The sequence below is a fragment of the Kitasatospora sp. NPDC033851 genome, from assembly GCF_055576085.1.
This window is the reverse complement of sequence record NZ_JBVIRL010000010.1, coordinates 190,190-215,900: the sequence shown is the minus strand read 5'-3', so window position 1 is coordinate 215,900 and position 25,711 is coordinate 190,190. Positions and strand designations below refer to the sequence as shown.

At 73.8% G+C, this 25,711-nt stretch carries 22 protein-coding genes; 10 read left to right on the top strand and 12 right to left on the bottom strand.

The window, feature by feature from the left end; translation table 11 throughout:
• Window positions 1-260 precede the first annotated feature (260 nt).
• The 3 genes from ACZ51D_RS21080 to ACZ51D_RS21070 all read left to right on the top strand — a co-directional run bounded on the left by ACZ51D_RS21080 (window position 261) and on the right by ACZ51D_RS21070 (window position 6,022).
• Window positions 261-2,393: a restriction endonuclease gene (locus ACZ51D_RS21080; RefSeq protein WP_465663243.1), complete on the top strand. Its 2,133-nt coding sequence runs from the start codon at window positions 261-263 to the stop codon at window positions 2,391-2,393.
• 175 nt (window positions 2,394-2,568) lie between these two features.
• On the top strand, window positions 2,569-3,339 hold the full coding sequence (locus ACZ51D_RS21075) for an ABC transporter ATP-binding protein (RefSeq protein ID WP_465619076.1): 771 nt from the start codon (window positions 2,569-2,571) through the stop codon (window positions 3,337-3,339).
• A gap of 82 nt (window positions 3,340-3,421) precedes the next feature.
• On the top strand, window positions 3,422-6,022 hold the full coding sequence (locus tag ACZ51D_RS21070; RefSeq protein WP_465663242.1) for an ABC transporter permease: 2,601 nt from the start codon (window positions 3,422-3,424) through the stop codon (window positions 6,020-6,022).
• A gap of 149 nt (window positions 6,023-6,171) precedes the next feature.
• Here ACZ51D_RS21070 and ACZ51D_RS21065 read toward each other — a convergent pair whose 3' ends face one another.
• The 5 genes from ACZ51D_RS21065 to ACZ51D_RS21045 form a co-directional block, all read right to left on the bottom strand.
• Entirely contained in the window at window positions 6,172-6,831 is a 660-nt protein-coding gene (locus ACZ51D_RS21065; protein ID WP_465619072.1) for a DUF4232 domain-containing protein, read from the bottom strand.
• Between the two features lie 157 nt (window positions 6,832-6,988).
• Window positions 6,989-7,843: an iron uptake transporter permease EfeU gene (gene efeU / locus ACZ51D_RS21060; protein WP_465663241.1), complete on the bottom strand. Its 855-nt coding sequence runs from the start codon at window positions 7,841-7,843 to the stop codon at window positions 6,989-6,991.
• A gap of 48 nt (window positions 7,844-7,891) precedes the next feature.
• Window positions 7,892-9,208: an iron uptake transporter deferrochelatase/peroxidase subunit gene (gene efeB / locus ACZ51D_RS21055; RefSeq protein WP_465619068.1), complete on the bottom strand. Its 1,317-nt coding sequence runs from the start codon at window positions 9,206-9,208 to the stop codon at window positions 7,892-7,894.
• Window positions 9,209-9,400: 192 nt separating this feature from the next.
• On the bottom strand, window positions 9,401-10,549 hold the full coding sequence (gene efeO / locus ACZ51D_RS21050) for an iron uptake system protein EfeO (RefSeq protein WP_465619066.1): 1,149 nt from the start codon (window positions 10,547-10,549) through the stop codon (window positions 9,401-9,403).
• Window positions 10,550-10,678: 129 nt separating this feature from the next.
• Entirely contained in the window at window positions 10,679-11,503 is an 825-nt protein-coding gene (locus ACZ51D_RS21045) for an ABC transporter ATP-binding protein (protein ID WP_465619064.1), read from the bottom strand.
• 254 nt (window positions 11,504-11,757) lie between these two features.
• Here ACZ51D_RS21045 and ACZ51D_RS21040 point away from each other — a divergent pair, with 254 nt between their 5' ends.
• Complete coding sequence (locus tag ACZ51D_RS21040; protein WP_465663240.1) at window positions 11,758-13,962, top strand: AMP-binding protein; 2,205 nt, start codon at window positions 11,758-11,760, stop codon at window positions 13,960-13,962.
• A gap of 7 nt (window positions 13,963-13,969) precedes the next feature.
• On the opposite strand, the gene ACZ51D_RS21035 is transcribed toward ACZ51D_RS21040, so the two are convergent.
• A complete protein-coding gene (locus ACZ51D_RS21035) occupies window positions 13,970-15,298 on the bottom strand; it encodes a hypothetical protein (RefSeq protein ID WP_465619060.1) in 1,329 nt (442 codons plus the stop codon).
• Window positions 15,299-15,509: 211 nt separating this feature from the next.
• On the opposite strand from ACZ51D_RS21035, the gene ACZ51D_RS21030 reads away from it, so the two are divergent.
• A complete protein-coding gene (locus ACZ51D_RS21030) occupies window positions 15,510-17,102 on the top strand; it encodes a M4 family metallopeptidase (protein ID WP_465619058.1) in 1,593 nt (530 codons plus the stop codon).
• A 10-nt stretch (window positions 17,103-17,112) separates the two neighbouring features.
• Here ACZ51D_RS21030 and ACZ51D_RS21025 read toward each other — a convergent pair whose 3' ends face one another.
• Entirely contained in the window at window positions 17,113-18,177 is a 1,065-nt protein-coding gene (locus ACZ51D_RS21025) for a hypothetical protein (protein WP_465663239.1), read from the bottom strand.
• Between the two features lie 94 nt (window positions 18,178-18,271).
• Window positions 18,272-18,937 (bottom strand): rhomboid family intramembrane serine protease, encoded by a 666-nt coding sequence (locus tag ACZ51D_RS21020; protein WP_465619054.1) that lies wholly within the window; start codon window positions 18,935-18,937, stop codon window positions 18,272-18,274.
• Between ACZ51D_RS21020 and ACZ51D_RS21015 the strand changes: the two genes are divergently transcribed.
• Window positions 18,921-19,142: a hypothetical protein gene (locus ACZ51D_RS21015; RefSeq protein WP_465619052.1), complete on the top strand. Its 222-nt coding sequence runs from the start codon at window positions 18,921-18,923 to the stop codon at window positions 19,140-19,142. The two genes, ACZ51D_RS21020 and ACZ51D_RS21015, sit on opposite strands and share 17 nt — an antisense overlap.
• Before the next feature lie 41 nt (window positions 19,143-19,183).
• Here the strand turns inward: ACZ51D_RS21015 and ACZ51D_RS21010 are convergent, their stop codons facing one another.
• From ACZ51D_RS21010 to ACZ51D_RS21000, 3 genes are all read right to left on the bottom strand, one after another.
• Window positions 19,184-19,612 (bottom strand): hypothetical protein, encoded by a 429-nt coding sequence (locus tag ACZ51D_RS21010; protein ID WP_465663238.1) that lies wholly within the window; start codon window positions 19,610-19,612, stop codon window positions 19,184-19,186.
• Window positions 19,613-19,622: 10 nt separating this feature from the next.
• A complete protein-coding gene (locus ACZ51D_RS21005) occupies window positions 19,623-20,540 on the bottom strand; it encodes a glycerophosphodiester phosphodiesterase (RefSeq protein WP_465619048.1) in 918 nt (305 codons plus the stop codon).
• A gap of 87 nt (window positions 20,541-20,627) precedes the next feature.
• Entirely contained in the window at window positions 20,628-21,620 is a 993-nt protein-coding gene (locus ACZ51D_RS21000; RefSeq protein WP_465619046.1) for an ArsR/SmtB family transcription factor, read from the bottom strand.
• Between the two features lie 74 nt (window positions 21,621-21,694).
• On the opposite strand from ACZ51D_RS21000, the gene ACZ51D_RS20995 reads away from it, so the two are divergent.
• The 4 genes from ACZ51D_RS20995 to ACZ51D_RS20980 all read left to right on the top strand — a co-directional run bounded on the left by ACZ51D_RS20995 (window position 21,695) and on the right by ACZ51D_RS20980 (window position 25,234).
• Entirely contained in the window at window positions 21,695-22,675 is a 981-nt protein-coding gene (locus ACZ51D_RS20995; protein ID WP_465663237.1) for an aldo/keto reductase, read from the top strand.
• Window positions 22,676-22,786: 111 nt separating this feature from the next.
• Entirely contained in the window at window positions 22,787-23,413 is a 627-nt protein-coding gene (locus tag ACZ51D_RS20990; protein WP_465619042.1) for a histidine phosphatase family protein, read from the top strand.
• A gap of 65 nt (window positions 23,414-23,478) precedes the next feature.
• Window positions 23,479-24,060, top strand: coding sequence for a TetR/AcrR family transcriptional regulator (locus ACZ51D_RS20985; RefSeq protein WP_465663236.1), 582 nt, complete (start codon window positions 23,479-23,481; stop codon window positions 24,058-24,060).
• 118 nt (window positions 24,061-24,178) lie between these two features.
• Window positions 24,179-25,234 (top strand): SDR family oxidoreductase, encoded by a 1,056-nt coding sequence (locus ACZ51D_RS20980; RefSeq protein WP_465663235.1) that lies wholly within the window; start codon window positions 24,179-24,181, stop codon window positions 25,232-25,234.
• A gap of 216 nt (window positions 25,235-25,450) precedes the next feature.
• Here the strand turns inward: ACZ51D_RS20980 and ACZ51D_RS20975 are convergent, their stop codons facing one another.
• Window positions 25,451-25,702, bottom strand: a complete 252-nt coding sequence (locus ACZ51D_RS20975) for a hypothetical protein (RefSeq protein WP_465663234.1) — start codon at window positions 25,700-25,702, stop codon at window positions 25,451-25,453.
• Window positions 25,703-25,711 lie beyond the last annotated feature (9 nt).

Here is a 25,711-nt window from a genome sequence, read left to right as displayed (position 1 = left end):
CGGCAGGACCGCCGGGCTCACGCCCGACGGCGGCGGGGCGGCGGGGCGGGGGCCGATGAGGCGTCAGGGCCCGGCGCGCACGGGGCCGGGCGTCGGCGGGGAGCCTCGCAGGTCGCGGGGGCTTGGCCGGGTGGGGTGTCCACGTTCTATTGTGGCGGGCGCGGTCGGCGGCGTGGCCGGGAGGCGACGTCACGCGGCCGGGCCCGAGGGTCGGTGCGAGGCGAATGGGGTGGACGGTGTCGGGGCGGCGGAGCAGCGGTGTGCTGGCGATCTGGGCGGAGGCGCAGCGGCAGCAGCAGCGCCGGGAGGAGGCCCGGTGGCGCGCCGAGGCGGCGGAGGAGCGTCGGCGGGAGCGGGAGCAGCGCGAGGCGCAGCGGGCGGCCGCCCGGGACGAGCGGGAGGCGCAGCGCGCGTACCAGCAGTCGCGGGAGGCGGAGGTCGCCCGGCGGACGGCCGAACTGGACGCCCGGGTCGAGGAGTTGAAGGGGTTGCTGGCTTCCGGGCTGGCCGCGCCGGCGTTCGGTCCGCAGGCGCTGCTGGCGCCGAGCGCGGTGCCGCCGTTCGATCCGGGGCCGCTGGGTGAGCCGGTGGAGCTGCCGGACCAGGCGTCCGCCGCCTATTTCGTGCCGCCGCCGGATCCGGTGCAGGCGCGCAATCCGGGGGTGCGGCGCCAGTACGAGCAGTACCTCGCCCAGGCCCGGGCCCGGTTCGAGCAGGACTGGTACGCGGCGCAGGCGCGGGAGGCGGACCGGCAGCGCCGGCTGAGGGCGTTCCACGGGGAGTACCTGGCCTGGGCGGAGCAGTTCCGCCGCCAGGAGGAGGAGCGGGGCGCGCGGACCGAGGAGTTGCTGCGGCGGCTGCGGGCGGGTGAGCCGGAGGCGGTGCAGGAGTACTTCACGGCGGGCCTGTACGCCTCGGCGGCCTGGCCGGAGGGCTTCCCGCACCGGCTGGTGGCGGCCTTCGACGGGGCGGGCCGGCAGCTGGTGGTGAACTGGGAGCTGCCGGGCTCGGACGTGGTGCCGGCGGCCGCCCGGGTGCGGTACGTGAAGTCGGACGACCGCGAGGCCGAGGTGGCCCGCCCGGCGACGGAGCGCAAGGCGCTGTACCGGCAGGTCCTGGCGCAGTCGGCGCTGCGGGTGGTGGCGGAGGTGTTCCGGGCGGACCGGGACGGGCTGCTGGACTCGGTGGTGCTGAACGGTTTCGTCCTCGGCATCGACCCGGCGACCGGCCGGGAGGCCGAGCGTTTCGTGTCGACGCTGACCGCGACCCGGGCCGGGTTCGCCGGGCTGGCACTGGACCGGGTGGACGCGGTGGAGTGCTTCCAGGCTCTGGGCGGCCGACTGTCGGCGCGCCCGGAGCGGCTGGACGAGGTGCGGCCGGACCGGCGGCCGGAGACGGTCGGCGGGATCCTGGCCGGGCACGGCGGCGAGGACGAGCCGGACCTGTTCGCGATGGATCCGCTGGACTTCGAGGACCTGATCGCCGAGCTGTTCCGGCTGCGCGGTTTCCGGGTGATGACCACGGCCCGCAGCGGCGACGTCGGGGTGGACGTGGTCGCCGAGGACCTGGACCCGGTGACCGGCGGCAAGATCGTGATCCAGGCGAAGCGCTACAAGAAGACCGTCCCGCCGACGGCCGTGCGCGACCTGGAGTCCACGGTCCGCCACCACGGCGCGATCAAGGGCATCCTGGTCACCACGGCGGGCTTCGGCCGCGGCTCGTACAGCTACATCGAGGGCAAGCCGCTGACCCTGGTGAGCGGCCCGGAGCTGGTCGAGCTGCTGGCCGAGCAGGGCCTGCGCGGCCGGCTCGGCGGGGGCACCTCGGCCGCCGCGGGCGCTGCGGGCGTCAAGCCGGCGGAGGCCGAGCCGGCCGGGCGGGAGAGCGCGCTCACGGTGAGCTGGCAGAGCCGGACGGCCGCCGGGGACGCGGTGGAGCTGGACGTCACCGTCTTCCTGTGTGCCGGCGGCCGGGTGCTGAGCGACGAGCACTTCGTGTTCTTCAACAGTCCGCAGGATCCGGACGGCGCCGTCCGTCTGCACCCCACCCGTTCGGTGCCGGGCGAGCCGACCCGGGCGGCCCGGCTGACCCTGGACCTGCACCGGCTGCCGGCCGCGGTCGACGAGGTGGTGGTCGCCGTCTCCACCGAGGAGGAGGAGCCCCCGGCCCTGCCGCTCGGGTACGTGCACGGGCTGGCCGTCGCCGCCGCGTACGGGCCGGGCGCCGCCGGTCCGGCCGACTGGGCGGGCACCACCGGTGGGGTGCCGGACAGCGCGATGCTGCTGGGCGCCTTCCGACGGGCGGGCGGCGGCTGGGAGTTCAACCCGTCGGGCCGGTCGGTGACGAACGGTCTGGCCGGGTTGGCGACGGCCTTCGGCGTGGCGGTCGAATAGGGGAAGGTGGCACCCCTCAGGGATCACGTCATACCTGAGGAGGAGAGTTCCCCCGCCACCCCGCCGGGTCGGCGGGGGCCGACCGTCCCGTCGGCATACACATCGCAGAAGAACACCTTGGGAGGATGGATACGAGTCAGATTTTCCGCTTTTCCGTCCCCAGGAGTGAGTCCACGTGACGTTCCCCGCAACCGCCGTCCGTACCGGCCTGGCGGCCGCCCGCGCCACCGGCCTGAACAAGGTCTACGGGGAGGGGGAGACCCGCGTCGTCGCCCTCGACGACGTCAGCGTGACCTTCCCCCAGGGCGAGTTCACCGCCATCATGGGCCCCTCCGGCTCCGGCAAGTCCACCCTCATGCACTGCATGGCAGGCCTCGACACCGTCAGCTCCGGCTCCTCCACCATCGGCGACACCGAACTCGTGGGCCTCAAGGACAAGCAGCTCACCCAGCTGCGCCGCGACCACATCGGCTTCATCTTCCAGGCCTTCAACCTCCTCCCGACGCTGACCGCCCTGGAGAACATCACCCTCCCCATGGACATCGCCGGCCGCAAGGTCGACAAGCCCTGGCTCGACCGCGTCGTCGACACCGTCGGCCTCTCCGGCCGCCTCAGCCACCGCCCCTCCCAGCTCTCCGGCGGCCAGCAGCAACGCGTCGCCTGCGCCCGCGCCCTCGCCGGCAAGCCCGACATCATCTTCGCCGACGAACCCACCGGCAACCTCGACTCCCGCTCCGGCGCCGAGATCCTCACCTTCCTGCGCAACTCCGTCCGCGAACTCGGCCAGACCGTCGTCATGGTCACCCACGACCCCGTCGCCGCCTCCTACGCCGACCGCGTCGTCTTCCTCGCCGACGGCCGCATCGTCGACGAACTCCACACCCCCACCGCCGACACCGTCCTGGACCGCATGCGCCGCTTCGACGCCAAGGGCCGCACCAGCTAGGGGCCACACCAGCTGACACCGCGACAACCCGAAGCCCCGAAGCCACCCGTCCCAACGAGCATCCCAGGACTGACAACCCCTCATGTTCCGCACCGCATTGCGCAATGTGCTGGCCCACAAGGGCCGACTGCTGATGACGACACTCGCCGTCATGCTCGGCACCGCCTTCGTGGCCGGCACGCTCGTCTTCACCGACACGCTCGGCAGCGCGCTCAGGTCCCAGAACTCCAAGAGCTACACCGACATCGCCGTCACGGTCAGCGACCGGGAGGCGGTCGGCCGCGGCTACGACCACGGCGGCAAGGCCGGCACCGGCCCCACCCTCACCGAGGACACCCGCAAGGCCGTCGCCGCGCTGCCCGGCGTGGCCGAGGCCCGCGGCGTGATCAGCGGCTTCGCCGGCATCGCCGACAAGAAGGGCGCGCTGATCGGCAACGGCTTCTCCACCACCGGCACCAACTACGTGCCGGGCGCCGACGGCACCGACCCGCGCTACCCGCTGGTCGAGGGACGCGGCCCGAAGAACGCCACCGAGATCGCGCTCGACGCCAAGACCGCCGAGAAGGGCTCCTACAAGGTCGGCGACACGGTGCGGGTGGCCGTCAACGGCCCGGTGATGGAACTCAAGCTCACCGGCACCCTGCGCACCAACGACCCGCGCGTGACGGCCGGCGGCTCGCTGGCCGCCTTCGACAGCGCCACCGCCCAGCAGCTCTACCTGACCCCGGGCCGCTTCGGCGAGCTGGACGTCAAGGCCAAGCCGGGCACCGACGACTCCGCGCTGCTCACCGCCGTCAAGCAGGCCGTCCCGCACGGCGACACCATCGAGGCCAGGACCGGCCGCGAACTGGCCGACGAGCAGGACCGGATGATCCAACAGGGCACCAAGGGCATGAGCACCGCCCTGCTGGTCTTCGCGGGCATCGCGCTCTTCGTCGGCATCTTCATCATCGCCAACACCTTCACCATGCTGGTCGCCCAGCGCACCAAGGAACTGGCCCTGCTCCGCGCCATCGGCGCCAGCCGCAAGCAGATCACCCGCTCCGTCAAGATCGAGGCGGGCCTGGTCGGCCTGACCGCCTCGGTGGCCGGTCTGGCCGTCGGCATCGGGATCGCCGCCGGACTCCGGGCGCTGCTGAACGGCCCGCTGGAGGCCAACCTGCCGGACGGTCCGCTGGTGATCGCCCCGGGCACGGTCATCGCCGCGATCGCGGTCGGTGTCCTGGTCACCCTGCTCGCCGCGTGGCTGCCGGCCCGCCGCGCCTCCCGGATCGCGCCGGTGGCGGCGATGAGCTCGGCCGAGCAGCCCGCCACCCAGAAGAGCCTGGTGGTCCGCAACACCATCGGCCTGGTCCTCGCCCTGGCCGGCGCGGCCGGCCTGGCGGCGGGTGCGGCGAGCAAGGAGGTCAAGCTGGTCGGCGCCGGCGCGGGCGCGCTGCTGATCGGCGTGTTCGTGCTGACCCCGCTGCTGTCCCGGCCGCTGATCGCACTGTTCGCCCCGCTGCTGCGCGGGCTGTACGGCACCCCGGGCCGGCTGGCCAAGGAGAACGCGATCCGCAACCCGCGCCGCACCGCCGCCACCGCCTCGGCGCTGACCATCGGCGTCACCCTGATCACCGCGCTGACCGTGGTCGGCGCCTCGGTGAACAAGGCCGTCGACAGGGCGACCGCGAGCGACCTCAAGGCCGACTTCACGGTCACCATGCAGAACTACTCGATGCTCTCCCCCGAGGTCGCCACCCAGATCGCCAAGGTGCCCGGCGTCAGCGCGATGAGCGTGGACCGCACCGTCCCGGTGACGATCGGCGCGACCGGAGCGGCCGGCACCGCCGTCCCCGGGACCGCGGACGGCGCCGACACCGAGTGGCTGACGAGCGTGGACGCCGCCGGCATCGACCAGCTGGCGACCATCAAGGTCAAGGAGGGCGACGCGGACGCCCTCAAGCAGGGCAAGCTGCTGGTGAGCGCCGGTTCCTCCGGGAACAGCCGCTACAAGGTCGGCGACACCCTCGCCGTCACCTACCCGGACGGCACCAAGGCCTCGCTGACCGTCGGCGCCGTGCAGGAGCCCAACAGCGCCCTGGCCGGGATCGTCGCCCCCGACGCCGTGGTCGGGCCGCACGCCGCGCCCGGCACCGGTCCGAACAAGGTCCTGGTCAAGGGCACCGACGGCCCGACCGCGAAGCTGAAGCAGGCGCTGCGCGACGCCACCGGCGGCAACCCGCTGATCGCCGTCAAGGGCGAGAAGGACATCAAGGCGGAGAACCGCCAGATCGTCACCGACATCCTGAACATGATGTACGGGCTGCTCGGGATGTCCGTGGTCATCGCGGTGCTCGGTGTGGTCAACACCATGGCGATGTCCGTGTTCGAGCGCCGCCGGGAGATCGGCATGCTGCGGGCGATCGGCCTGGACCGGCTCGGCATCCGCCGGATGGTCCGGCTGGAGTCGCTGCTGATCGCCCTGTTCGGCGGACTGGTCGGCGTCGCCCTCGGCATCGTGGTCGCCTGGGCGGGCCTGCGCACCCTCGCGGACACCTTCAAGGGCCTGACCACCGAGGTCCCGCCGGTGCAGATCCTCTGCTTCCTGCTGGCGGCCGCCGTGGTCGGCCTGCTGGCCGCGCTCTGGCCGGCCCACAAGGCCGCGAAGCTGGACATCCTGGACGCCATCAAGAGCGAATAGCCCGGGCGGCGCACCGACAGGAGCCCCCCGGGGCGGTCCGAACGGACCGCCCCGGGGGGCTCCTTCGCGTCGTCACGTCATCACGTCATCACCTGGTCGCCTCATCGCGTCATCGCGTCGTCACGTGATCGCGTCGTCATGTGATCGCGTCACGGCCCGGCGAACACCACGCCCTGGTTGGAGGGTTGCAGCGAGCCGGTGGTGAGCCCGGCCGCGGAGACCAGCAGTTGGACGACCGGCTTGCCGTCCAGGCCGATCACCTCGGTGGTCAGCGGCTTGGTCTCGTCCGGCGGGGTGAGCTGCAGACCGGCGACCACGTGGCAGCTCGGGTCGGCCTTGTCGCAGGAGTTCCACTTGAGGCCCGCGAAGGCGCTCGTCTTCGGCTTCAGGGTGGCCGCGGTCGGCGGTCCGGGGTGCGCCTCCCGCTTGACCGCGATCGTGTCCGCGCTGTTGTCGGGCCGCAGTCCGCCGTATCCCGGGTAGCCGAACAGGGTGCAGCTCCGGCTGCCCTTGTTGGTGAGGATCAGCATCGCCGAACCGGCGTCCTGGAGCTGGACGGTGGCTTCGAGTTCGTCGGCCTTGCACCGCGCGCCGGCCGACTGGGTCACCATCGGCCCGGTCGGTGTCGCCCCGGGGACGGTCACCTTGCCGGCGCTCGTCGGCGCGGCGGGCGTCGTCGCGGTGACGGTCACCGTCGGCGCCGGCTGCGCCCCCGTCCCGGCGTCGTCGTTGCACGCGGTCAGCAGCACGGCGGCGGCGAGCGCCGTCACACCGGCGGCCGCGAGCCTGGCAGGCCTACGAACGGTCATGTTCCCCCCACGGGTACGCGATCGGCACTTCCACCCCCAGCACGCCGCCCACGACCGAACCGGTTCCGGCTGTGACGGACTCATGACGAAACCGCCCCGCCCGGCGGGTGCCGGGCGGGGCGGTGAGGTGTGGTGGGGTGGGGCGCGACCTGCCTGGTCAGGCGGCCGGCTTGGCGGCGGCGGGCTTGGCGGGCTCGCTCTTGCTGCCGCTGCCGCCGCCGAGGACGTTGAAGAAGACGGCCAGCGTCGGGATCAGGTAGAGGAGCCAGACGACCAGCTGCAGCACCGTCGGGTCGGGCTGGAAGTTGAACACGCCCTTCAGCAGGGTGCCGTACCAGCTGTCCTTGGGGATGGTGCTGGAGATGTCGAAGGCCGTGCTGTGCAGGCCGGGCAGCCAGCCGGCCTCCTGCAGGTCGTGCACGCCGTACGCGAGGACGCCGGCCGCGACCACGACCAGCATCGCGCCGGTCCAGGTGAAGAACCTGGCCAGGTTGATCTTCAGCGCGCCGCGGTAGAACAGCCAGCCGAGCACCACCGAGGTGAGCAGGCCGAGCGCGGCGCCGATCAGCGGGTTCCAGCCGTCGCCGGTGGCCTGCACGGCCGACCAGATGAACAGCGCGGTCTCCAGGCCCTCACGGCCGACGGCCAGGAAGGAGGTGACGACCAGGGCCGTGGTGCCCATCGCGATCGCCGCGTCCAGCTTGCCGTGCAGCTCGGTCTTCAGGTGTCGCGCGGTGCGCCGCATCCAGAACACCATCCAGGTCACCAGGCCGACCGAGATGATCGACAGCGAGCCGCCGAGCGCCTCCTGGGCCTCGAAGGTGAGCTGCGAGGAGCCGAACTGCAGCACCGCGCCGAAGGCCATCGAGAGCACCACGGCGGCGGAGACGCCGAGCCAGACCGGGGGCAGTTTGTCCCGGCGGTCGGTCTTGACCAGGTAGGCGATCAGGATGCAGACGACGAGGCTGGCTTCGAGGCCTTCGCGCAGGCCGATCAGGTAGTTGCCGAACACGCGGGCTCCTGGGGTGTCGAGGTGGTACTGGGGAACGCGGTCGGGGTGTCAGCCGAACAGGGCCTGGCCCCACCACTCCCCCGGCTTGCGCACGCCCGCCGGGCAGGCGAAGTGGGCGGAGCCGACGTGCTGGATGTACTCGTTGAGCTTGTCGCTCGCCGCCAGGCGGGTCTGCAGCGGCACGAAGGCCTTGCGGGTGTCGCGCTGGTAGGCGAGGAAGAACAGACCGGCGTCCAGACGGCCGAGGCCGTCGGTGCCGTCGGTGAAGGAGAAGCCGCGGCGCAGGATCATCAGGCCGTTGTTGGCGTCCGGGTGGGCGAGCGCGACGTGGGAGTCGGCGGGCATCGCCTTGAGGTCGGGTGCGTCGTGCTCCTTGGCCTTGCCGTACGGGGCGCCCTCACCCTTGGTGCGGCCGAAGACGTCCTCCTGCTCCTTGAGCGAGGTGCGGTCCCAGGTCTCGATGTGCATCCGGATCCGCCGGGCGACCAGGTAGGAGCCGCCGGTCATCCACTCGGGGCCGTCGCCGGGGGCGGCCCAGACGTGGTCGGCGAGCTTCGCGGTGTCGGTGCCCGCGATGTTGTGGGTGCCGTCCTTGAAGCCCATCAGGTTGCGCGGGGTCTGCGCGTCCGGGGTGGTGGAGGAGGTCTTGCCGAAGCCGAGCTGGGACCAGCGGATGTTGACGGTGCCCATGCCGATGCGGGCCAGGTTGCGGATCGCGTGCACGGCGACCTGCGGGTCGTCGGCGCAGGCCTGGACGCAGATGTCGCCGCCGCTGCGGGTGGGGTCGAGCTTGTCGCCCTTGAAGTTCGGCAGGTCGATCAGGCCCTCGGGGCGCTTGGCCTGCAGGCCGAAGCGGTCCACACCGTCCTTCTCGAACAGGCTCGGGCCGAAGCCGATGGTGAGGGTGAGCCGGGAGGCGGGCAGGCCGAGGGCCTCGCCGGTGTCGTCCGGGGGCGCCTCGGGCAGGCCGGTGGCGGCGCCGGTGCCGACCTCGCGGCCGCCGGTCATGGCGGCGGCGGCCTTGGTCCACTCCTTGAGCAGCTTGACCAGGGACTCCCGGGTGGCCTTCTCGGAGATGTCGAAGGCGGCGAAGTGCAGCCGGTCCTGGACCGGGGTGGCGATGCCGGACTGGTGCTCGCCGTAGAACGGCACCTCGGCGCCGGCCGGGGCGGCGGCCACCGGGGCGGGGTCGTCCTGACGGGTGGCCGCGGCGACCGAGCCGACGGCGGCGGCACCGAGCGCGACGCCCGCGCCGGCCCAGCCGATGACGGCGCGCCGGCTGACCGCGCCCTTGGTCGCGGTGGCGTCGGTGGTGGCGTCGGTGGTGGCCGGCGTCCCGTTCTGCTGCTCGTTCTCGGCGTCCATCGGCGGGCGGGCCCTTCTCGGTACTGATCTGCTCGGCGTGCTGTGCGGTGCTGAACTGCTGTGGGGTGCTGAACTGCTGTGCGTTGAACTGCTGTGCGTTGAACTGCTGTGCGCGGACTCACGGATGCCGTGGCGGCCGGTCGGGCCGCCACGGCGTCGGTGGGGTGGGTGCTTCCGGTGGCGGGTCGCCGGTTACTTGACGACCACGGCGGCGGCCAGCTTCGACAGCGGCTCGCCCAGCGAGTTGACCGCGTCGGAGAAGGTCTTGCGCTCGGCCTCGGTGACCTTGTCGTAGGAGGTGAAGGTGCCGTCGGCCTGCTTGTACTTGGCGAGCAGGGCGTTGATGGCGGCGAACTCGGAGTCCAGGGTCTTGGCCAGCTCCGGGTCCTTCTCGGAGGCGACCGGCTTCAGCAGCTCGTAGGCCTTCTGCGCGCCCTCGACGTTGGCCTGGAAGTCGGCCAGGTCGGTGTGGCTGTAGCGGTCCTCCTCGCCGGTGATCTTGTTGGTGGCGACCTCGTCCAGCAGTTCCTTGGCGCCGTTGGCCATGCTGGTCGCGGTGATCTCGGCCGCGGGGATCTTCTTCTGCCAGTCCTTGAGGTCGTTGACGAGCTGGTCGGCCAGCTTCTTCTCGTCGTCGCCGATCTTGGCGTCGGCCCAGAGCGACTTCTCCAGCTTGTGCCAGCCGGTCCACTGCTGGCCGGCCTCGACCTTGTCCTCGCGGGTGTCGGTCTTGGGGTCGACGTCGCCGAAGCTCTCGGCGACCGGCTCGGTGCGCTCCCAGCCGGTGCGCGAGGCCGCGTACAGCGACTTGGCCTTCTCCGGGTCGCCGGCCTTGATGGCGGCGGCGAAGGCCTCGACGGCCGGGATGGTGGCGTCGGCCTGCTCCTGGGCGTACGTGCGGTAGGCGTCGACGGCGGCGGCCAGGCGCGGGTCGGCGGGCGCGGCGCTGCCGCTGTCACCGGTCACGGTGATCTTCTGGCGGATGCCGTCGCCGACCATTCCGGGCTTGCAGGCGACCTCGTACGAGCCGGCCTTGATCTCGGCGTTGATGCTGGCCTTGGTGCCCGGGCCGATGTTCTCGCGCTCGGTGATGATCTTGTCGCCGTCGCCGTAGACGTAGACCTCGGTGGTCTTGGAACCCTTGTTGCTGATGTCCAGGACGACGTGGCCGGCCGGGAAGGTGGTCTTGGAGACCTCGCAGGCGCTGTCGCTCGCGTTCACCTTGACCGCGTCGGAGGAGCCCGCCTTGTCGTCGCTCTTGGACGAACAGCCGGCCAGGGTTGCGGTCGCCACGGCGAGGGAGAGCAACGCTGCTGCGGTGGAACGGCGACGGGCGGACATGCGGGCTCCAACGGAAAAGGGCATGGGAGTGCCAAGGCAGTGCGGTGGTCGGCGGGGCGGGCCCCGTCGTTAGCTAAGGCATACCTTACGTAAGGATGTCCGAACGTCTACACCCACCCCCCTGAACCGTTACCTTCCCGGTGTGCGGCGCGCGGCGGCCCGGGCGGTCCAGCGGCCCTCGTGGCGGCTGATCCGGATCGGGTGGCCGAAGGTCGTGCTGATCAGCTCGGTCGTCATCACCTCGTCCACCGGCCCGGCGGCCACGCACTCGCCCCCGCGCAGCAGCAGGGCGTGGGTGGTGCTCTCCGGCAGCTCCTCCAGGTGGTGGGTGACCAGCACGCTGGCCAGGTCCGGGTGCTGGTGGCGCAGCAGGTCCAGGCTGTCGAGCAGCAGTTCGCGGGCGGTGAGGTCCAGCCCGGTGGCGGGTTCGTCGAGTAGCAGCAGGCGGGGGCTGGGCATCAGGGCGCGGGCGATCAGGGCCCGGCCGCGCTCGCCCTGGGAGAGGGTGGTCCACGGGGCCTCGGCCATCGCGCGCATGCCGAGCGTCTCGATCAGCCGCTCGGCCCGCTCGAGCACATCCGGAGCCGGCTTGCGGTGCGGCTCGGGCTCGATGGTGTTGGTGTGCCCGGTCAGGACCACCTCGCGGACGGTCAGCGGCGAGCGCAGCGGGTGGCGCGGGTTGACGTGCCCGAGGTGGGCGCGCAGCTCGCGGATGTCGACCCGGCCGAGCCGGCGGCCGAGCACGTCGACCTCGCCGCGGGTGGGGTGGGAGACCGCGCCGAGCAGGGCGAGCAGGGTGGACTTGCCCGCCCCGTTGGGGCCGAGCAGCGCCCAGTGCTCGCCGGGGCGGATCTCCAGGCTGATCCCGCGCAGCAGGTGGCGGCCGTCGCGCACGACGTCCACGTCCCGGGTGCGCAGCAGCGGGCCGTCGAACGAGGGGGTGGGGGAACTCACGGTGGGGGACTCCGATCGCGGCGCCGGGCAGGGTGCGGGCGGGGCGCCGCACCGGACGGTCCGGCGCCGCCCGTCCGCGTGCAGAGTACAACTGTCGGCCGGGGCGGGGTCGGTCCGTCCGACGGGTGGACGTGCCAGAACTCTGTTGCCCGAAGGGAGTTGGGAGGAGGATCGTGCCTTCGAGGGGACGTCTCGAAGGCACGCGGGGACCAGGGACGCGGGGACGCGGGACGCGGGGACGAGGGGGACGCGGGATGGGCGTGGATACCGGGCGGGCCGACACCCTGCACGGGCTGGTCGAGGAGCAGGCCCGCCGGGCGCCGGCCGCGGTGGCCGTGCGCTGCGGCGAGCGCGAACTGACGTACGGGCAGCTCGACGAGCGGGCGGACCGGCTGGCCGCCCTGCTGGCCGAGCGCGGACTGGCTCCGGGCGGCCGGGCGGCGGTCGCGCTGGGCCGGGGCACCGAGGTGTACGTGGCGCTACTGGCCGTGCTGAAGGCCGGCGCCGCGTACGTGCCGCTGGAGCCGAGCGCGCCCGACGCACTGCTGCGGCACGTCCTCACCGACGCCGCGCCGGACCTGGTGGTGACGGAGGAGGCGCACCGGGTCCGGCTGGCGGACGCGGGCGGCGCGCAACTGGTCTGTGTGGACTCGGCGGCGCGCCCGAAGGCGCCGTTCGCGCCGCCCCTGGTCGCGCCGGAGGACCTCGCCTGCGTCTTCTACACCTCCGGCTCCACCGGCCTGCCCCTGGGGACGCCGGTCGAGCACCGCAACCTGCTGGCCGCCCACGAGGGTTGGCGCACGGTGTACGGGCTGACCGCCGAGGACCGGATCCTGCAGACGGCGAGCCTGGAGTTCGACGTCTTCACCGCCGACTGGGTCCGCGCGCTCTGCACCGGCGCCACCCTGGTCGTCGCCCCGTATAACCTCACCCTGGACCGCACCGCCGACCTCGTCCTGCTGCCCGAGCTGGTGGCCGCCGAGCGGATCACCGTACTGGAGCTGAACGTCCGCACCGCGCGCCGGCTGGCCGCCCTGCTGACGCAGCGCGGCGGCGCCCGGACCGGCGGCACCGGGACCGGCGGCACCCCGGCCGAGGGCGCGCTGCCCGGGGTTCGGCTGCTCACCGTGGGCGCCGAGAAGTGGTACCTGGACGAGCAGTTGGGCCTGCAGCGCCTGCTCGGCCAGGGGACCAGGGTGCTGAACGTCTACGGGCTGGCCGAGGCCACCGTGGACAGCACGTACTTCGACGCGCAGGGCACGGCCGCCGCCGACGGCGCCGAGCGGGTCTCGCTGGTCGGCCGCCCCTTCCCCGGCACCCGGGTGTACGTGCTGGGCCCGGACGGCACCCCGGTGCCGCAGGGGCGGCTCGGCGAGATCGCCGTCGCCGGCAGCGGCCTGACCCGCGGCTACCTCAACCGCCCTGTGGACACCGTCCGCCGCTTCGTGCGGGCGGACTTCGACCCGGACGGGCGGGTGCTGCTGACCGGCGACCTCGGGGTGCTGCGGGCGGACGGCGTGCTGGAGTTCACCGCCCGGGCCGCGACCGTGGTCGGGCCGCTCGGCGCGCAGCGGGCGACCACGGTGCTGGAGCGGGTCCGGGCGGCGGCCCGGGCCGAGGCGGCGCTGCGCGGGCACCCGGCGGTCCGGGAGGCGACCGTCGTCGAGGTGGAGCCCGCGCCGGGGCAGCGGCTGCTGGTCGGCTACGCGGTGACCGCGCCGGGAGTGGACGGCGGGGACGGCTGGTCGCTCTCGCAGTACCTGCGCAGGGAACTCGACGGCCGGTCGGCGCCCGCCGCCGTCGTCCCGCTGTCCGAGCTGCCGCGCACCCGGGCGGGCAAGTTGGACCGCGCCGCCCTGCCGCTGCCGGCCGTGCCGGCGTACACCGCCGCCCGCTCGGGCCCGGCCGGGTCCCGCTGGACCGGGTCCCACACGGCGGGGGCCCACCCGGCCGGGTCGCGGAAGGCCGGGTCCCGCCCGACCGGCTCCCGGAAGGGCGGTGGCAAGGCCGGGGGCGGGGGCGGCTCGGGGAGCGACTCGGGCTGCTCCGCCGTGGCGCTGACGGTGTTCGGGGCGCTCTTCGCCTGGGTCACCACCAACATCTTCTACCCGGGCTCCACGGACCTCTCGGCGGTGCCCTCCGACTACCACCTCGGGTTCGAGCTGCTCTACCTGTGCGAGAACCTGTCCTTCGGCGCCGGGATGGCCTTCCTGTTCCTCGGCCTCCCGGCGGTGCTGCGACAGGGCCGCTCGGTGCGGCTGTCCGTGCTCACCCACCTGTCGGTGTTCTGGCTGCTCGCCTCCTGGTGGCCGCAGGACAACCTCTACCGGCTCACCGCCGCCACGGACTGGCCGCGCGAGACCACGATGATCTTCGTCTTCAACGTCCCGCTGATGCTGGCGGCGGCCGTCGTGGTGACCTTCCTACTGACCAAACCACGTACTGCCACCAAGAGCTGACGAAGCATCAGAGAAGTGCCTCGAACATCCCGGCCAGCCCGTCGTTCGCGGCGGCGACCAGTGCCTCGGCCGCGTCCAGCGCCTCGGCGTCCCGCCCGGCGAGGGCGAGGCCGACGACGGGCTCCGGCTCGTGGCAGGCCGTCGGGATCAGCGGTAGCAGCGTCACGCCGAGCCGGGCGCAGCGGGGCCGCAGCCGCTCCAGGTGGTCGTGCAGCGCCGCCGGGGCCAGCCGGGCGCCGAGCGGCATCCCGTCGAGGGTGCGGACCAGGTGGCCCGGGCCGCGCACCCCGTCGAGGCGGGCGCGCAGCACGAAGGCGGCGGCCGGGCCGGTGAGCCGCAGGTTGATCTCGGTGGGGGCGAGCCGGCGCTGCCGGTCGGTGACGAAGTCGACGTCGTACCAGCCTCGGTAGCCCTCGGCGGCCAGCCGCTCCCCCACCGCCAGGGCGAACCGGCGGGCCGTCCCGGCGGCGTCGCGCGGCACCGTGCCGGGGCCGACGGTCACGCCCTGATACTGGGTGCCGGCCACGTCCATGACGCCCGTGCCGACCGGGTGGACGGTGCCGTCCGGGCCGACCAGCGCGTCGTAGGTGAGGTCGCGCAGCCGGGCGGCCGGGCCCGGATCCACGTACTCCTCCAGCAGCAACTCGCCCTCGGGCGGCAGGATCTCGGCCCGGACCAGCCGCCGCAGCAGCGCCCCGCCGCCGCCCGCGGCGAACAGGTCGGCGGGCTCGACCACGACGGTGCCGTAGCCGCCGACGCCGTACGGGCTCTTCAGGACGGTGGTCAGACCCCGGACGGCGCGGACGGTCAGCCGGCGGGCGGCCCGGCGCCGGCCCGCCGAGCGCTCCTGGTCCGGCAGGCGGATCCCGGGGTGCCCGGGGGCGAGGGCGGCGAACAGGTCGTGCGCGGCGGCCTTGGACTCGTAGCGTCGGACGGCGGCCAGCTCGGGCCCTTCGCCCTGCGCGGCGGTCCGGCCCCAACGCACCACCGGGCGGCCGGAGTCGGCGATCCGCGCGGCCAGGGCGGGGCGGGCGGCGAGCGCCTCGGCGACCGTGCGGTCCGGCGCGACGCCACTGTGCACCTCGACCGGGCCCCAGGCCAACTCCCGGGCCAGCCAGTCGGTCCACTCCGGGGCGACCTCGGCGGGCAGTACCAGCAGCGCCGGTTCGGGGCTGTAGCAGACGGCCAGGCAGGCGTAGTGGTGCGCCTGCCGCAGCCGGCGCAGGCGCTGCGCCGCGTCCATGCCGGGGGCGAAGAACTGCGCGTTGAAGTCCGCGACGTCGCCCACGTGGACCGCCGCCCGCCCACCGGTCCAGGCCCCCACCCATCCGTCCATGGACGCAGAGCCTAGGGCTTTCACGGGCCGCGCCACAGGTAGTCGATCGTCACGACCGCACCATGGAGGACTTGTTAATTCCTGATCACTTTTGACTGTCCAAGGACACAACTTGGCAAAGTTATGACCTTTCCCCTAGCTGGACCTGACTGATCGCCGTCAATCTCTGACCCAGCTCCTTTCCCTGCAGCTAACCCCCACTGGAGTCAGAGTGACCCCCACGTCCTCCTTCCGCCGTGCCCGCGTGGCCGGAGCCGTCGCGATCGTCGCCGCCCTCGCCGGCGCGACCATCCCCGCCGCCACGGCCTCCGCCGCGCCCAACCCGCGCGAGGCCGCGATATCCCAGGCCCGCGTCAACGTGGCCCACAACGCCTCGGTGTTCGGCTTCGGCGCCGACCAGGACCTCGTGCTCAAGGACGTCGTGCTCGACGCCGACGGCACCTCGCACGTCCGCTTCGACCGCACCTACCAGGGCCTGCCCGTGGTCGGCGGCGACCTGGTCGTCCACCAGGACGCCAAGGGCAAGCTCAAGGACACCTCCCGCGCGGCCGCCCACGACGCCGCCGTGAAGTCGACCGTCCCCAAGGTGCCCGCCCAGTCCGGCGCCGCCGACGCGCTCTCCGCCGCCCCCGGCGTCCAGGACGCCGTCAGCACCCCCGAGCTGGTCGTCTGGGCCGCCGACGGCACGCCCCGCCTCGCCTGGCGCACCACCGTCGAGGGCACCGGCGAGCACGGCCAGCCGGCCGGCCGGGTCGTCGTCACCGACGCCACCACCGGCGAGCAGATCGAGGCCTACGACGCCGAGCACCAGGCGTCCGGCACCGGCAACTCCGAGTACACCGGCACGGTCACCATCGACACCACCCCGGTCAGCGGGGGCTACACCCTGACCGACCCGGTCCGCGGCACCGTCACCAAGGACGCCCACAACCTCGCCGCGAGCTCGATCAAGGCCTCCTCGGGCACCGCGTTCACCAGCGCCACCAACATCTGGGGCGACGGGAAGAAGTTCTCCACCGACCGCTCCACCGCGGCCGTCGACGCCCACGCCAACACCGCCTGGACGTACGACTACTACAAGAACACCTTCGGCCGGAACGGCATCAAGAACGACGGCAAGGGCGCCACCGTCTTCGTCCACGTCGGCACCAACTGGGACAACGCCCAGTGGTCCGACACCTGCTTCTGCATGATGACCGGCGACGGCGACGGCAGCCACGACCCCGAGCAGGTCGACCTCGACACCATGGGCCACGAGATGACCCACGGCGTCACCAGCGCCACCGCCAACCTGCGCTACAGCGGCGAGTCCGGCGGCCTCAACGAGTCCACCAGCGACATCTTCGGCACGATGGTGGAGTGGTACGCCAACAACAAGGTCGACACCCCCGACTACCTGTTCAGCGACCAGTCCACCCCGCCGTGGCTGCGCCGCTTCGACAAGCCCTCGCTGGACGGCCGCTCGGCCGACTGCTGGAGCAGCTCGGTCGGCAAGCTCGACGTGCACAACTCCTCGGGTGTCGGCAACCACTGGTTCTACCTGGCCAGCGAGGGCAGCGGCAGCAAGACCATCAACGGCTACACCTACAACAGCCCCACCTGCAACGGCTCCACGGTGACCGGCATCGGCAACCAGAAGGTCGCCAAGATCTGGTACCGCGCACTGACCGTCTACATGACCTCCACCACCAACTACAAGGGCGCCCGCGCCGCCTCGCTCAGCGCGGCCAAGGACCTCTACGGCGCGACCAGCACCGAGTACAAGGCCGTCGCGGCGGCGTGGAGCGGCGTCAACGTCAACTAGCTTGTCAGGCCTAGTGGTTGAACCCCACGTGGCAGTGGTCGTGGTGGGTGTCGTCGGTGAAGAACCGATTGCCGGCACCCGGGATCGCCACCGGGCCGCCCACGTTGTACGAACCGGCGGCGGCCGCGTCCCGCATGAAGGACTCGATCAGCTGCCGGGGCGTGGCCGGGTCCACCACGGCCATGCCGTCGATCCGCCAGACGTCGAAGGCCCGGCCCAGCGGATGGTCGCTGGGCCGGGTCGTCCCGAAGACGTCCGACGGATGGCCGGTCCGCACCACGCTCACCGACAGCGTGTACGGGCCGGCCATCCGCAGCATCGCCTCCGGCACGCTGTCGTGGACGGTGCCGCTGCGCAGGTCCGCCGCCGCCTCCGGCGGCAGCTCGATCCTCGGCTCGGCCAGCACCCGGGCCACCGCCGACGGCGGTGCGTCGGCCGCCGGGCCCGCCACCCCCGGATGCAGCTCGGTCACCGTCCAGCGCGGCGCGGCCCGGCTCAGCCGCACGTCCACCGTCGTGCCGCCCCCGACCACCGAACCGTCCGGGCCCCGGGTCCACTGACGGCACACCACCAGCACACTCGCCGAATCGGCGAGGATCCCGCCGTACTGGGCGACGATCACCTCCAGGCTCGCCTCCGACGCCGCCGGCGCCAGCGGCCCCGCCTGGTCGGCCAGCGCGGGCGGCAAACCCAGCGCCGCCACCCTGGCCCGGGCCGCCTCCACCCCCTGCCCGCCGGGCGGCCAGGCACCGAGCGCCGCCACCAGCTCGACGGCCCGGCGCTTCACGTCGGGCTGGATCTCGGACGGGCCGGGCTGCCAGAGCGGCGGCTGGGGCAGCTGCGTGGGCGTCGGGGTGGGCGTGAGCGTCGGTGTGGGCGTGGGCATCGGGGTGGGCGTGGGTGTCACGGTCGGTGTTCCCGGCGTCATCGTGCTCGAACTCGGCCCCGCCGACTGCGGCTTGCCCTCGCTCGTACACCCCGCCACACCCAGCACCGCCGCCGCCGCGCCCGCCCGCAGCACTCCGCGCCGGCCCGTGCCCCGGCCGGCGTCTCCGCCCGTCATACGGTCAGTCATGCCGTCAGTATGCGACCCGGGGCGCCGCGACCGGCGGAGGCGTCAGCCCAGCCGGCCCCGGCCCCGGCCTCGGCCTCGGCCTCGGGAACGGCTGTCACACGGCGGCGGGCTGCGGGAGTCGGGTCCTCGCGCCGACAGCGAGGACCAGGCCGAGCAGACAGCCCGCCACCAGGCCGGCGCCGTGGTTGTTCCGCATCGCGCACAGGAACAGTCCCGCCGCGGGGATGAGCAGCACCGGCCAGTTGGCCTTGAGCCCGGGGCCCCGGAGGTCCCCGCGCAGCAGGCAGGTGACGGCGAGGGCCCCCAGCAGGCCGCAGACGGCCACCGAGTCGCCGCCGCCGCGCGGCGACCAGCCGGACAGGCTCACCACGTGGGCGAGGACGCCGCTGACGAGGAAGACCGCCGCCGTCCGCCACCAGCCGAGCACCGACTCGGCGACGGCGCCGATCACGAGCAGGGCCGGCAGGTTGATCGCGATCTGCATCAGGCCGGAGGACTGCACCAGCAGCGCGGTGCCGGCCCGCCACCACTGCCCGTCGGACAGCGCATCCGGCTGCCGCATCAGATCGTCGATCACGGACGGCACCGCGTACTGGACCACGGCCATCACCGCCATGACGGCGAACAGCGCGGCGGTGACCCAGGGACGACGTGCGAGGGCGGCGCGGACGACGGCGAGCACGTCGCCCGGGCCGCCGGCCTGCGCCGTGGTCGCGTCGGTGGGCGCACCCGTGGATGCGCCCGTGGATGCGCCCGTCAAGCCCGCTGGGGATCCCGCCAGCACCAACGTCCGCAGCCCCGCGCCGATCACCACGGCAGCGCTCGCGTACAACCCGATCTCGTGCGGCGTCATCGCCGAACCCCCGTTGTCGAACAAGACCCGGGCGGTTCTGCCCGGTCACCCGGCCATCATCTCGACCGGGCCGGGTCCGGCGCCAGCTCGGACGATCATGGATCGGGCATGACAGCTGTCACAGCCGGAACCGGCAGCCGTCCGCGACCTGACCTACGGACGCGCCGGGGGCCGCAGGGCGTAGCCGTCCGCGGTCCGCTCGATCCAGGACGGCTCGCCGAGCTTCGCCCTCAGGACGGCCATCGGGTACCTCAGCTCCTGGGGGTGGAACGGTGCGTTGTAGACCTCCCACATGATCACGCGCGACTCGTGCACGCCCTCGCCCAGCGCGATCAGGCCGCGCAGCAGCTTGGTGTCAGCACGGGTGAGCTGCGCCGCGCGGCCGTCCACGGTGGCGATCCGGGTGTCCAGGTCGAGGACGAGGCGGCCGTCGAAGGCGGTCAGCGAGCCCTGCGGTTGCGGCGCCGAATTCTGCCGGTCGCGGAGCAGGTCCGACAGGCTCCCGCCGTCGGCCGGGGCGCTGCCCTCCGGGCGGGCGCTGCTGTCCGGGCGGGCACTGCCCTCCGCGTTCTCGCCGTCCACGCCCGGCAGCCTAACCGGCGGCGCCCGAGGCCGACCAGGCCGCGTTCCAACCGGCCAGTTCGGCCGGGCGGTTGGTGATGATGCCGTCCACCCCGGCGTCCGCGAGGGCCTTCCAGCGGGCGGGCCGGTCGACCGTCCAGACGTTGACGGCGACCCCGGCGGCGTGCAGGTCCGTGACCACGCCGGGGCGGGCGGAGAGCGCGTCGTCCGAGGGGTTGTAGGCGGCCAGGCGGAGGTCGTGCGCGGTGGCGACCGGGTCGGCGTCCAGGGTGGCGCGGAGCAGGCCGAGCGGCAGTTCGGGGGCCAGCTCGCGGGTGTAGCGGAGGGCGTCCACCTCGAAGCTCTGGACGAGGACGCGGTCGGTCATGCCGTGGTCGCGCACCTCCTGCACGATCCGGGCGACTTCGTCGCGGGTGTGCGGCCCCTTGATCTCCAGCAGCAGCCGGCCGCCCCGGGTGTGCAGGTCCTCCAGCTGGGCGGCGAGGGTCGGCAGGCGGGTGCCCGCGTACGCCGGGGCGAACCAGGAGCCGGCGTCCAGCGTGTCGAGCTGGGCGGCGGTCAGGTCGCGGACGCGGCCGGTGCCGTCGGTGGTGCGGTCCACGGTGTCGTCGTGCAGCACGTACGGGACGCCGTCCTTGCTGGGCTGGACGTCGTCCTCGATCCACTCGGCGCCGGCCCGGCGGGCGACCTCGTCGGACACCAGGGTGTTCTCGGGCGCGGCGGAGGAGGCGCCGCGGTGGGCGTACACGGTCGGCGGCGCACCGGCCGGGCGCAGCCGGGCGTCGGACGCCGGGGCGGCCGACCGCGGTGCGGACTGCGGGGCAGGTGCCCCGGTGAGCGCGACGGCGCCGCAGGCGGCCCCGAGCAGCGTGGTGACGAGGACGGTCCGACGGCGGTGGCGGTGCCGGGGGTGCCGAATGGGTGTCATGCTCCCGCACGCTACGGGCGTCCGGCGGATCCGGCCCGACGACACCGGAATCCGGGGTGACATTACGGTAGGCGGAGGAACGGATGATCACCCCTGCGCCAGTGGCGCGAGCAGCGCCTCCGCCGAGGCCGTCCGCGCGTACAGCACCGACCGTCCGGCCCGGTGGGCGCTGACCAGGCGGGCGTCCCGCAGGGCCGTCAGGTACTGGGACACGGCCGACGGCGACAGCCCGGTGCGCCGGGCGAGTTCGGTCGTGGACGCCGGGGCCGCCAGCTCCGTCAGCAGCCGGGTGCGGGAGCGGCCCAGGACGGCGGCCAGCGCCTCGGTGCCGGCCGCCGGGGCGGACGCCCACAGGGCGCCGATCCCGCGCGCCGGGTAGGCGAGTTGCAGCGGGTCCGGCGGGGCGAGCCGGGTGTAGAGCGCCGGGCCGGTGAACGCGGACGGGACCAGCAGCAGCCCGGCCCCGGCCGTCCGGCCCGACAGTGGGCGGGAGCGGTGGCGCAGCCGCAGGGTGTCCTCCGTCCAGCGGAGTTCGGTGTGCAGGTCGTTCAGGACCCGGGCCGCGCCGTGCTCGGCGGCCTGCCGGGCCCGGTGCAGCACGTCGGCGTCCAGGACGGCCCGGATCCGCGCCCAGTACGGGGCGAGCGCGAGCTCCCAGTACGCCTCGACCGCCTCGGTGAGCCGGCCCAGCCCGCCCGCCGGGTCGCCGTACAGGGCGCGCAGCCGGGGGCCGAGCCGGCCCCGGCCGTCCCGCAGCCGGTCGAGGTCGCGGCGCAGCCGCTCGGCCGGGGTGGCCCGGATCGCGGCCAGTTCCTCCGCCAGGGTGGGGGCGGGCCCGGCGGGGGCCGGGTTGATGAAGTCCGGCACGTACCCGGCGGGCGGGACGAGTTCGGCGAGCAGCGCGTACGCCGGGCCGAGCGCCGCCAGCCGGGGGCGCACCTGCTCCACCCAGGGCCGGTGGACCGGGTGGGCGAGCCCCGAGCGCAGCAGCCGCAGGCTCGGGCCGACCTCCCACATCGGGGAGACCGCGAAGCGCATCCGTGCCAGGTCGCCCGCCGTGAACAGCAGCTCGGCCGCCAAGCGCCCACCCCCGTGGATTCAGACATGTTCGAATCTTTGGCGGTCAGGCTAGTGCATTGGCGATCATGACAGGCATGACCTCGGAGACCACCGTGAACACCACCGTGAACACCGCCCTGAGCACCGCCCTGAACACCCCCGTGTCCGCCGCCGCCTCCGGCACCTGGACCCTCGGCGACCGCGCCGTCCACCGCATCGGCTTCGGCACGATGCGCCTGCCGCAGACCGGCCCCGCACTGGTGCCGCACGCCGTGCCGCGCGACCGCGAGCAGGCCCTGCGGGTGCTGCGCCGCGCGGTCGAACTCGGCGTCAACCACATCGACACCGCCGCCTTCTACTTCTCCTCGCTGCGCTCCGCCAACGAGCTGATCAACCGGGCGCTCGCGCCGTACGGCGACGACCTGGTGATCGCCAGCAAGGTCGGCCCGGCCCGCGGCCTCGACGGCCAGTGGGCGGAGCACGCCCGCACCCCCGAGCGGCTGCGCGCCCAGGTCGAACAGAACCTGCGCGAACTCGGCCGCGACCACCTCGACCTGGTCAACCTGCGGATCCTCGGCACCGACTCCGTCGCCGAACGCTTCGGCGCGCTGGCCGAGTTGCGCCAGGCCGGGCTGATCCGCCACCTCGGCCTGTCCAACGTCCACCCGCACCAGCTCGCCGAGGCGCAGACCATCGCGCCCGTGTCCTGCGTGCAGAACCCGTACGGCATCGGCGCCTCGCCCGCGCAGGACGAACTGCTGCGGCTCTGCGGCGAGCAGGGCATCGCCTTCGTCCCCTTCTACGCCATCGCCGGCGCGGGCCGGGAGGGCGGCGCGGGGGCGGCCGAGCCCGCCCACGTACGGGCGGTGGCCGAGGCGCGCGGGGTGAGCACGGCGCAGGTGCGCCTGGCCTGGACGCTGCACCGCGGCCCGCACGTCCTGGCCATCCCGGGCACCGGCGACGAGGCGCACCTGGAGGACAACATCGCCGCCGGGGCGCTGCGACTGTCGGCGGAGGATCTCGCCCTGCTGGACGAGGCCCACACGGACGCCCACACGGACGCCCACACCGGCTGAGCCGGAACCGGGCGGGGCCCGGTTCGCGTCGCTCCGGGACGACCCGACGTTGTCGACTTGACGCTCAGCCCTGTCGACCGGACGTCGATCCCTGTTGAGGAGTCCCGGAGCATGACCGACGCCACCGCCACCCGCTACCTCTACCTGGCCCGTCACGGCGAGGCCACGCCCGACGAGAGCGGGCTCACCGATGCCGGGCGCCGGCAGGCCGTCATGCTGGGCCGGCGGCTGGCGGGCCGGCCGATCTCGGCGGTGCACCACGGCCCGCTGCCCCGGGCCGCGCAGACCGCGCGGCTGGTCGCGGAGCAGCTGGACGGCGTGACGCCGGTGGTGTGCGAGGAGGCCGGCGACTTCGTCCCGTACGTTCCGGAGCGGGCGGAACTGCCCGAGGACAGCGCCGATTTCCTGCTGGAGTTCCTCTCGCACGCCACCCCTGAGGAGTGCGAGCGCGGTGCGGCGCTGGCGCCACGGGCGGTCGAGCGGTTCACCGGGCCGGCGGCGGGCGGCGAGGAGCGGCACGAGCTGGTCGTCACCCACGCCTTCCTGGTCGGCTGGCTGGTCCGGCACGCCCTGGACGCCCCGGCCTGGCGCTGGCTCGGCCTCAACGCCGCCAACGCGGCGCTGACCGTACTGCGGTTCACCCCCGGCCGCCCGTCCGCCGTCCTGCTGCTGAACGACCAGGGCCACCTGCCCGAGGAGCTGCGCTGGACCGGCTTCCCGCCCGCACTGCGCTGCTGACAGCGCCCCTGAGGTCTCGTCAACCCGCCGTCGACAGAATATGCAGACCGGTCTACTATCGCCGCATGGGAGTCAAGGGCGAGGAGACCCGGGCCCGGCTGATCGCCGGCACCAGGGACCTGATCGAGGCACAGGGCTACTTCGGCACCGGCCTCAACCGGATCGTGGCCGCCACCGGCGCGCCGCGCGGCTCCCTCTACTTCCACTTCCCCGGCGGCAAGGACCAGTTGGTGGCGGCCGCGCTCACCGAGGCCGGCCAGGAGGTCGAGGCGCTGCTCACCGCACTCGCCGCCGAGGGCGCCGACACCGCCGTCCTCGCCGAACGGCTCGTCGAGGCCTTCGCCGAACGCCTCGCACAGTCCGACTACACCAGCGGCTGCCCGATCGCGACCGTCGCCCTGGAGACGGCGGGCACCAACGAGCCGCTGCGGACCGTCTGCGCCGAGGTGTACGCGCGGTGGCAGCAGGTCCTGACCGGCCGACTGGAGGCCGAAGGCTACGGCCCGACCGAGGCCGAGACCGCCGCCGGCCAGACGCTCGCCCTCCTGGAGGGAGCGGTCCTGCTCGCCTCCGTCCGGCGCAGCCGCGAACCGCTGGACCACGCCCGGCACGCCGTCCGGCAGCTGCTCGGCAACCGCGACACGTAGGCGAGGGCGCGCCGCCGTTCGTGCGGCGCCTCCGCACGCCGTCGCATCCTCGCGCGTCCCCGCACGTCCAAAAAATATGCAGACCGGTCTACTGAATACCTGAACCCTGGAGCGCCCTATGACGTCCGTCCCGCCGCCCCGCACACTCGTCCTCGGCGCCACCGGCTTCCTCGGCCGCTGGCTGGTCCTCGAACTCCTCGCCCGCGGCGAACCCGTGGCCGCCACCGTCCGCGACACCGGCCGCGCCGCCGCCCTCCGCCGCTGGCTGCGCGCACACCGGGCCGACGACTCGGCGCTCACCACCGTCACCGCCGACCTCACCCGCCCCGGGCTCGGCCTCTCCCCCGAGGACGACGCCCGGCTCGCCGACATCCGCGACGTCCACAACCTCGCCGCCCGCTACGACTTCGGCCTCACCCGCGCCCAGGCCGAACCCGCCAACGTCCACGGCGCCCTGCACGCGCTGCGGTGGTCCGCCACCCGCCCCCGGCTGCGCCGCCTGGTCCACCTCTCCGGCTACCGCGTCGGCCGCGACCCCGACCCCCGGTACCCGCTCCCGGAGCGCGCCACCGCCGCGCTCTACACCCGCCTCGGCGCGTACGAGGCCTCCAAGCAGCTCGGCGACGCCGCCGTCCGCGTCACCGCGCCCCACCTCGGCGTACCGCTCACCACCGTCAACCCGAGCAGCGTCATCGGCCACTCCCGGACCGGCGAAGCCGGCCAGTACCTCGGCCTGGCCCAGCTGGTCCGCCAACTCCACCGCGGCCGCCTCCCCCTGCTGCCCGGCACCCGACGCACCTTCCTGCCCGTCGTCACCGTGGACCACCTGGCGCGCTTCCTGGTCGCCGTCCCCGACCACGACCGCGTCCCCGTCCAGGCCCACACCGTCCTCGACGCCACAACCCCCTTCCTCCCCGACCTGATCACCCTGCTCGCCACCCACCTCGGCGTCCGCCCACCCCGCGCCCTGATCCCCGTCCCCCTCGTCCGCCGCCTCCCCCGCACCCTCACCGGCGCCGACCCGGAAACCCTCACCTTCCTCTCCGAGGACCGGTACGACACCACCTCCGCCGACCGCCTCACCACCGCAGCGGGCCTCGCCCACCCACCCCTCGCCCCCGCCCTGACCACCTGGGCGACCCGCCTCGTCGAGGAGGACTTCGGCGCACGGTAAAGCGGCACGGGAAGTCGGACAGGCCGACTTCCCGCGCAGGCCGCCACCGCAGGTCCCGGCCGGTCGTAGGTCCGTCAGTCGAAACGGGGACCGTACGCCTGAAGGACGATCGGTCGGATCTCGCCCTCGGCCAGGTCCAGGGTGCCGAATCCCCGCATCTTCACCTCGCGGCCCGTCACCATCCTGGTGAGGTACCCGTGCGAGAGGGGGGCAGGCTCAGGGGGGGCCGTCCTCGGCCACGATCCGACCGAGCCAGTCGACCACGGCATCGACCTTCTCCGGCGGTACACCGAGGGCTGCCGCACAGCGCCGCAGGTCCGGCAGGGCGACCTGGTCCGCCCCTTCGGCCCGCTTCGGGTCCGAAGCCGGGGTCTCCGTGTGGACCATGTTGTTCGCGATCTGCGTCTGGACGGCGAGTTGCTCGGCCGCTTCCCCGTACCCCGCCGTACCGGCCAGGTCGTCGTTCACTGCGCCTCC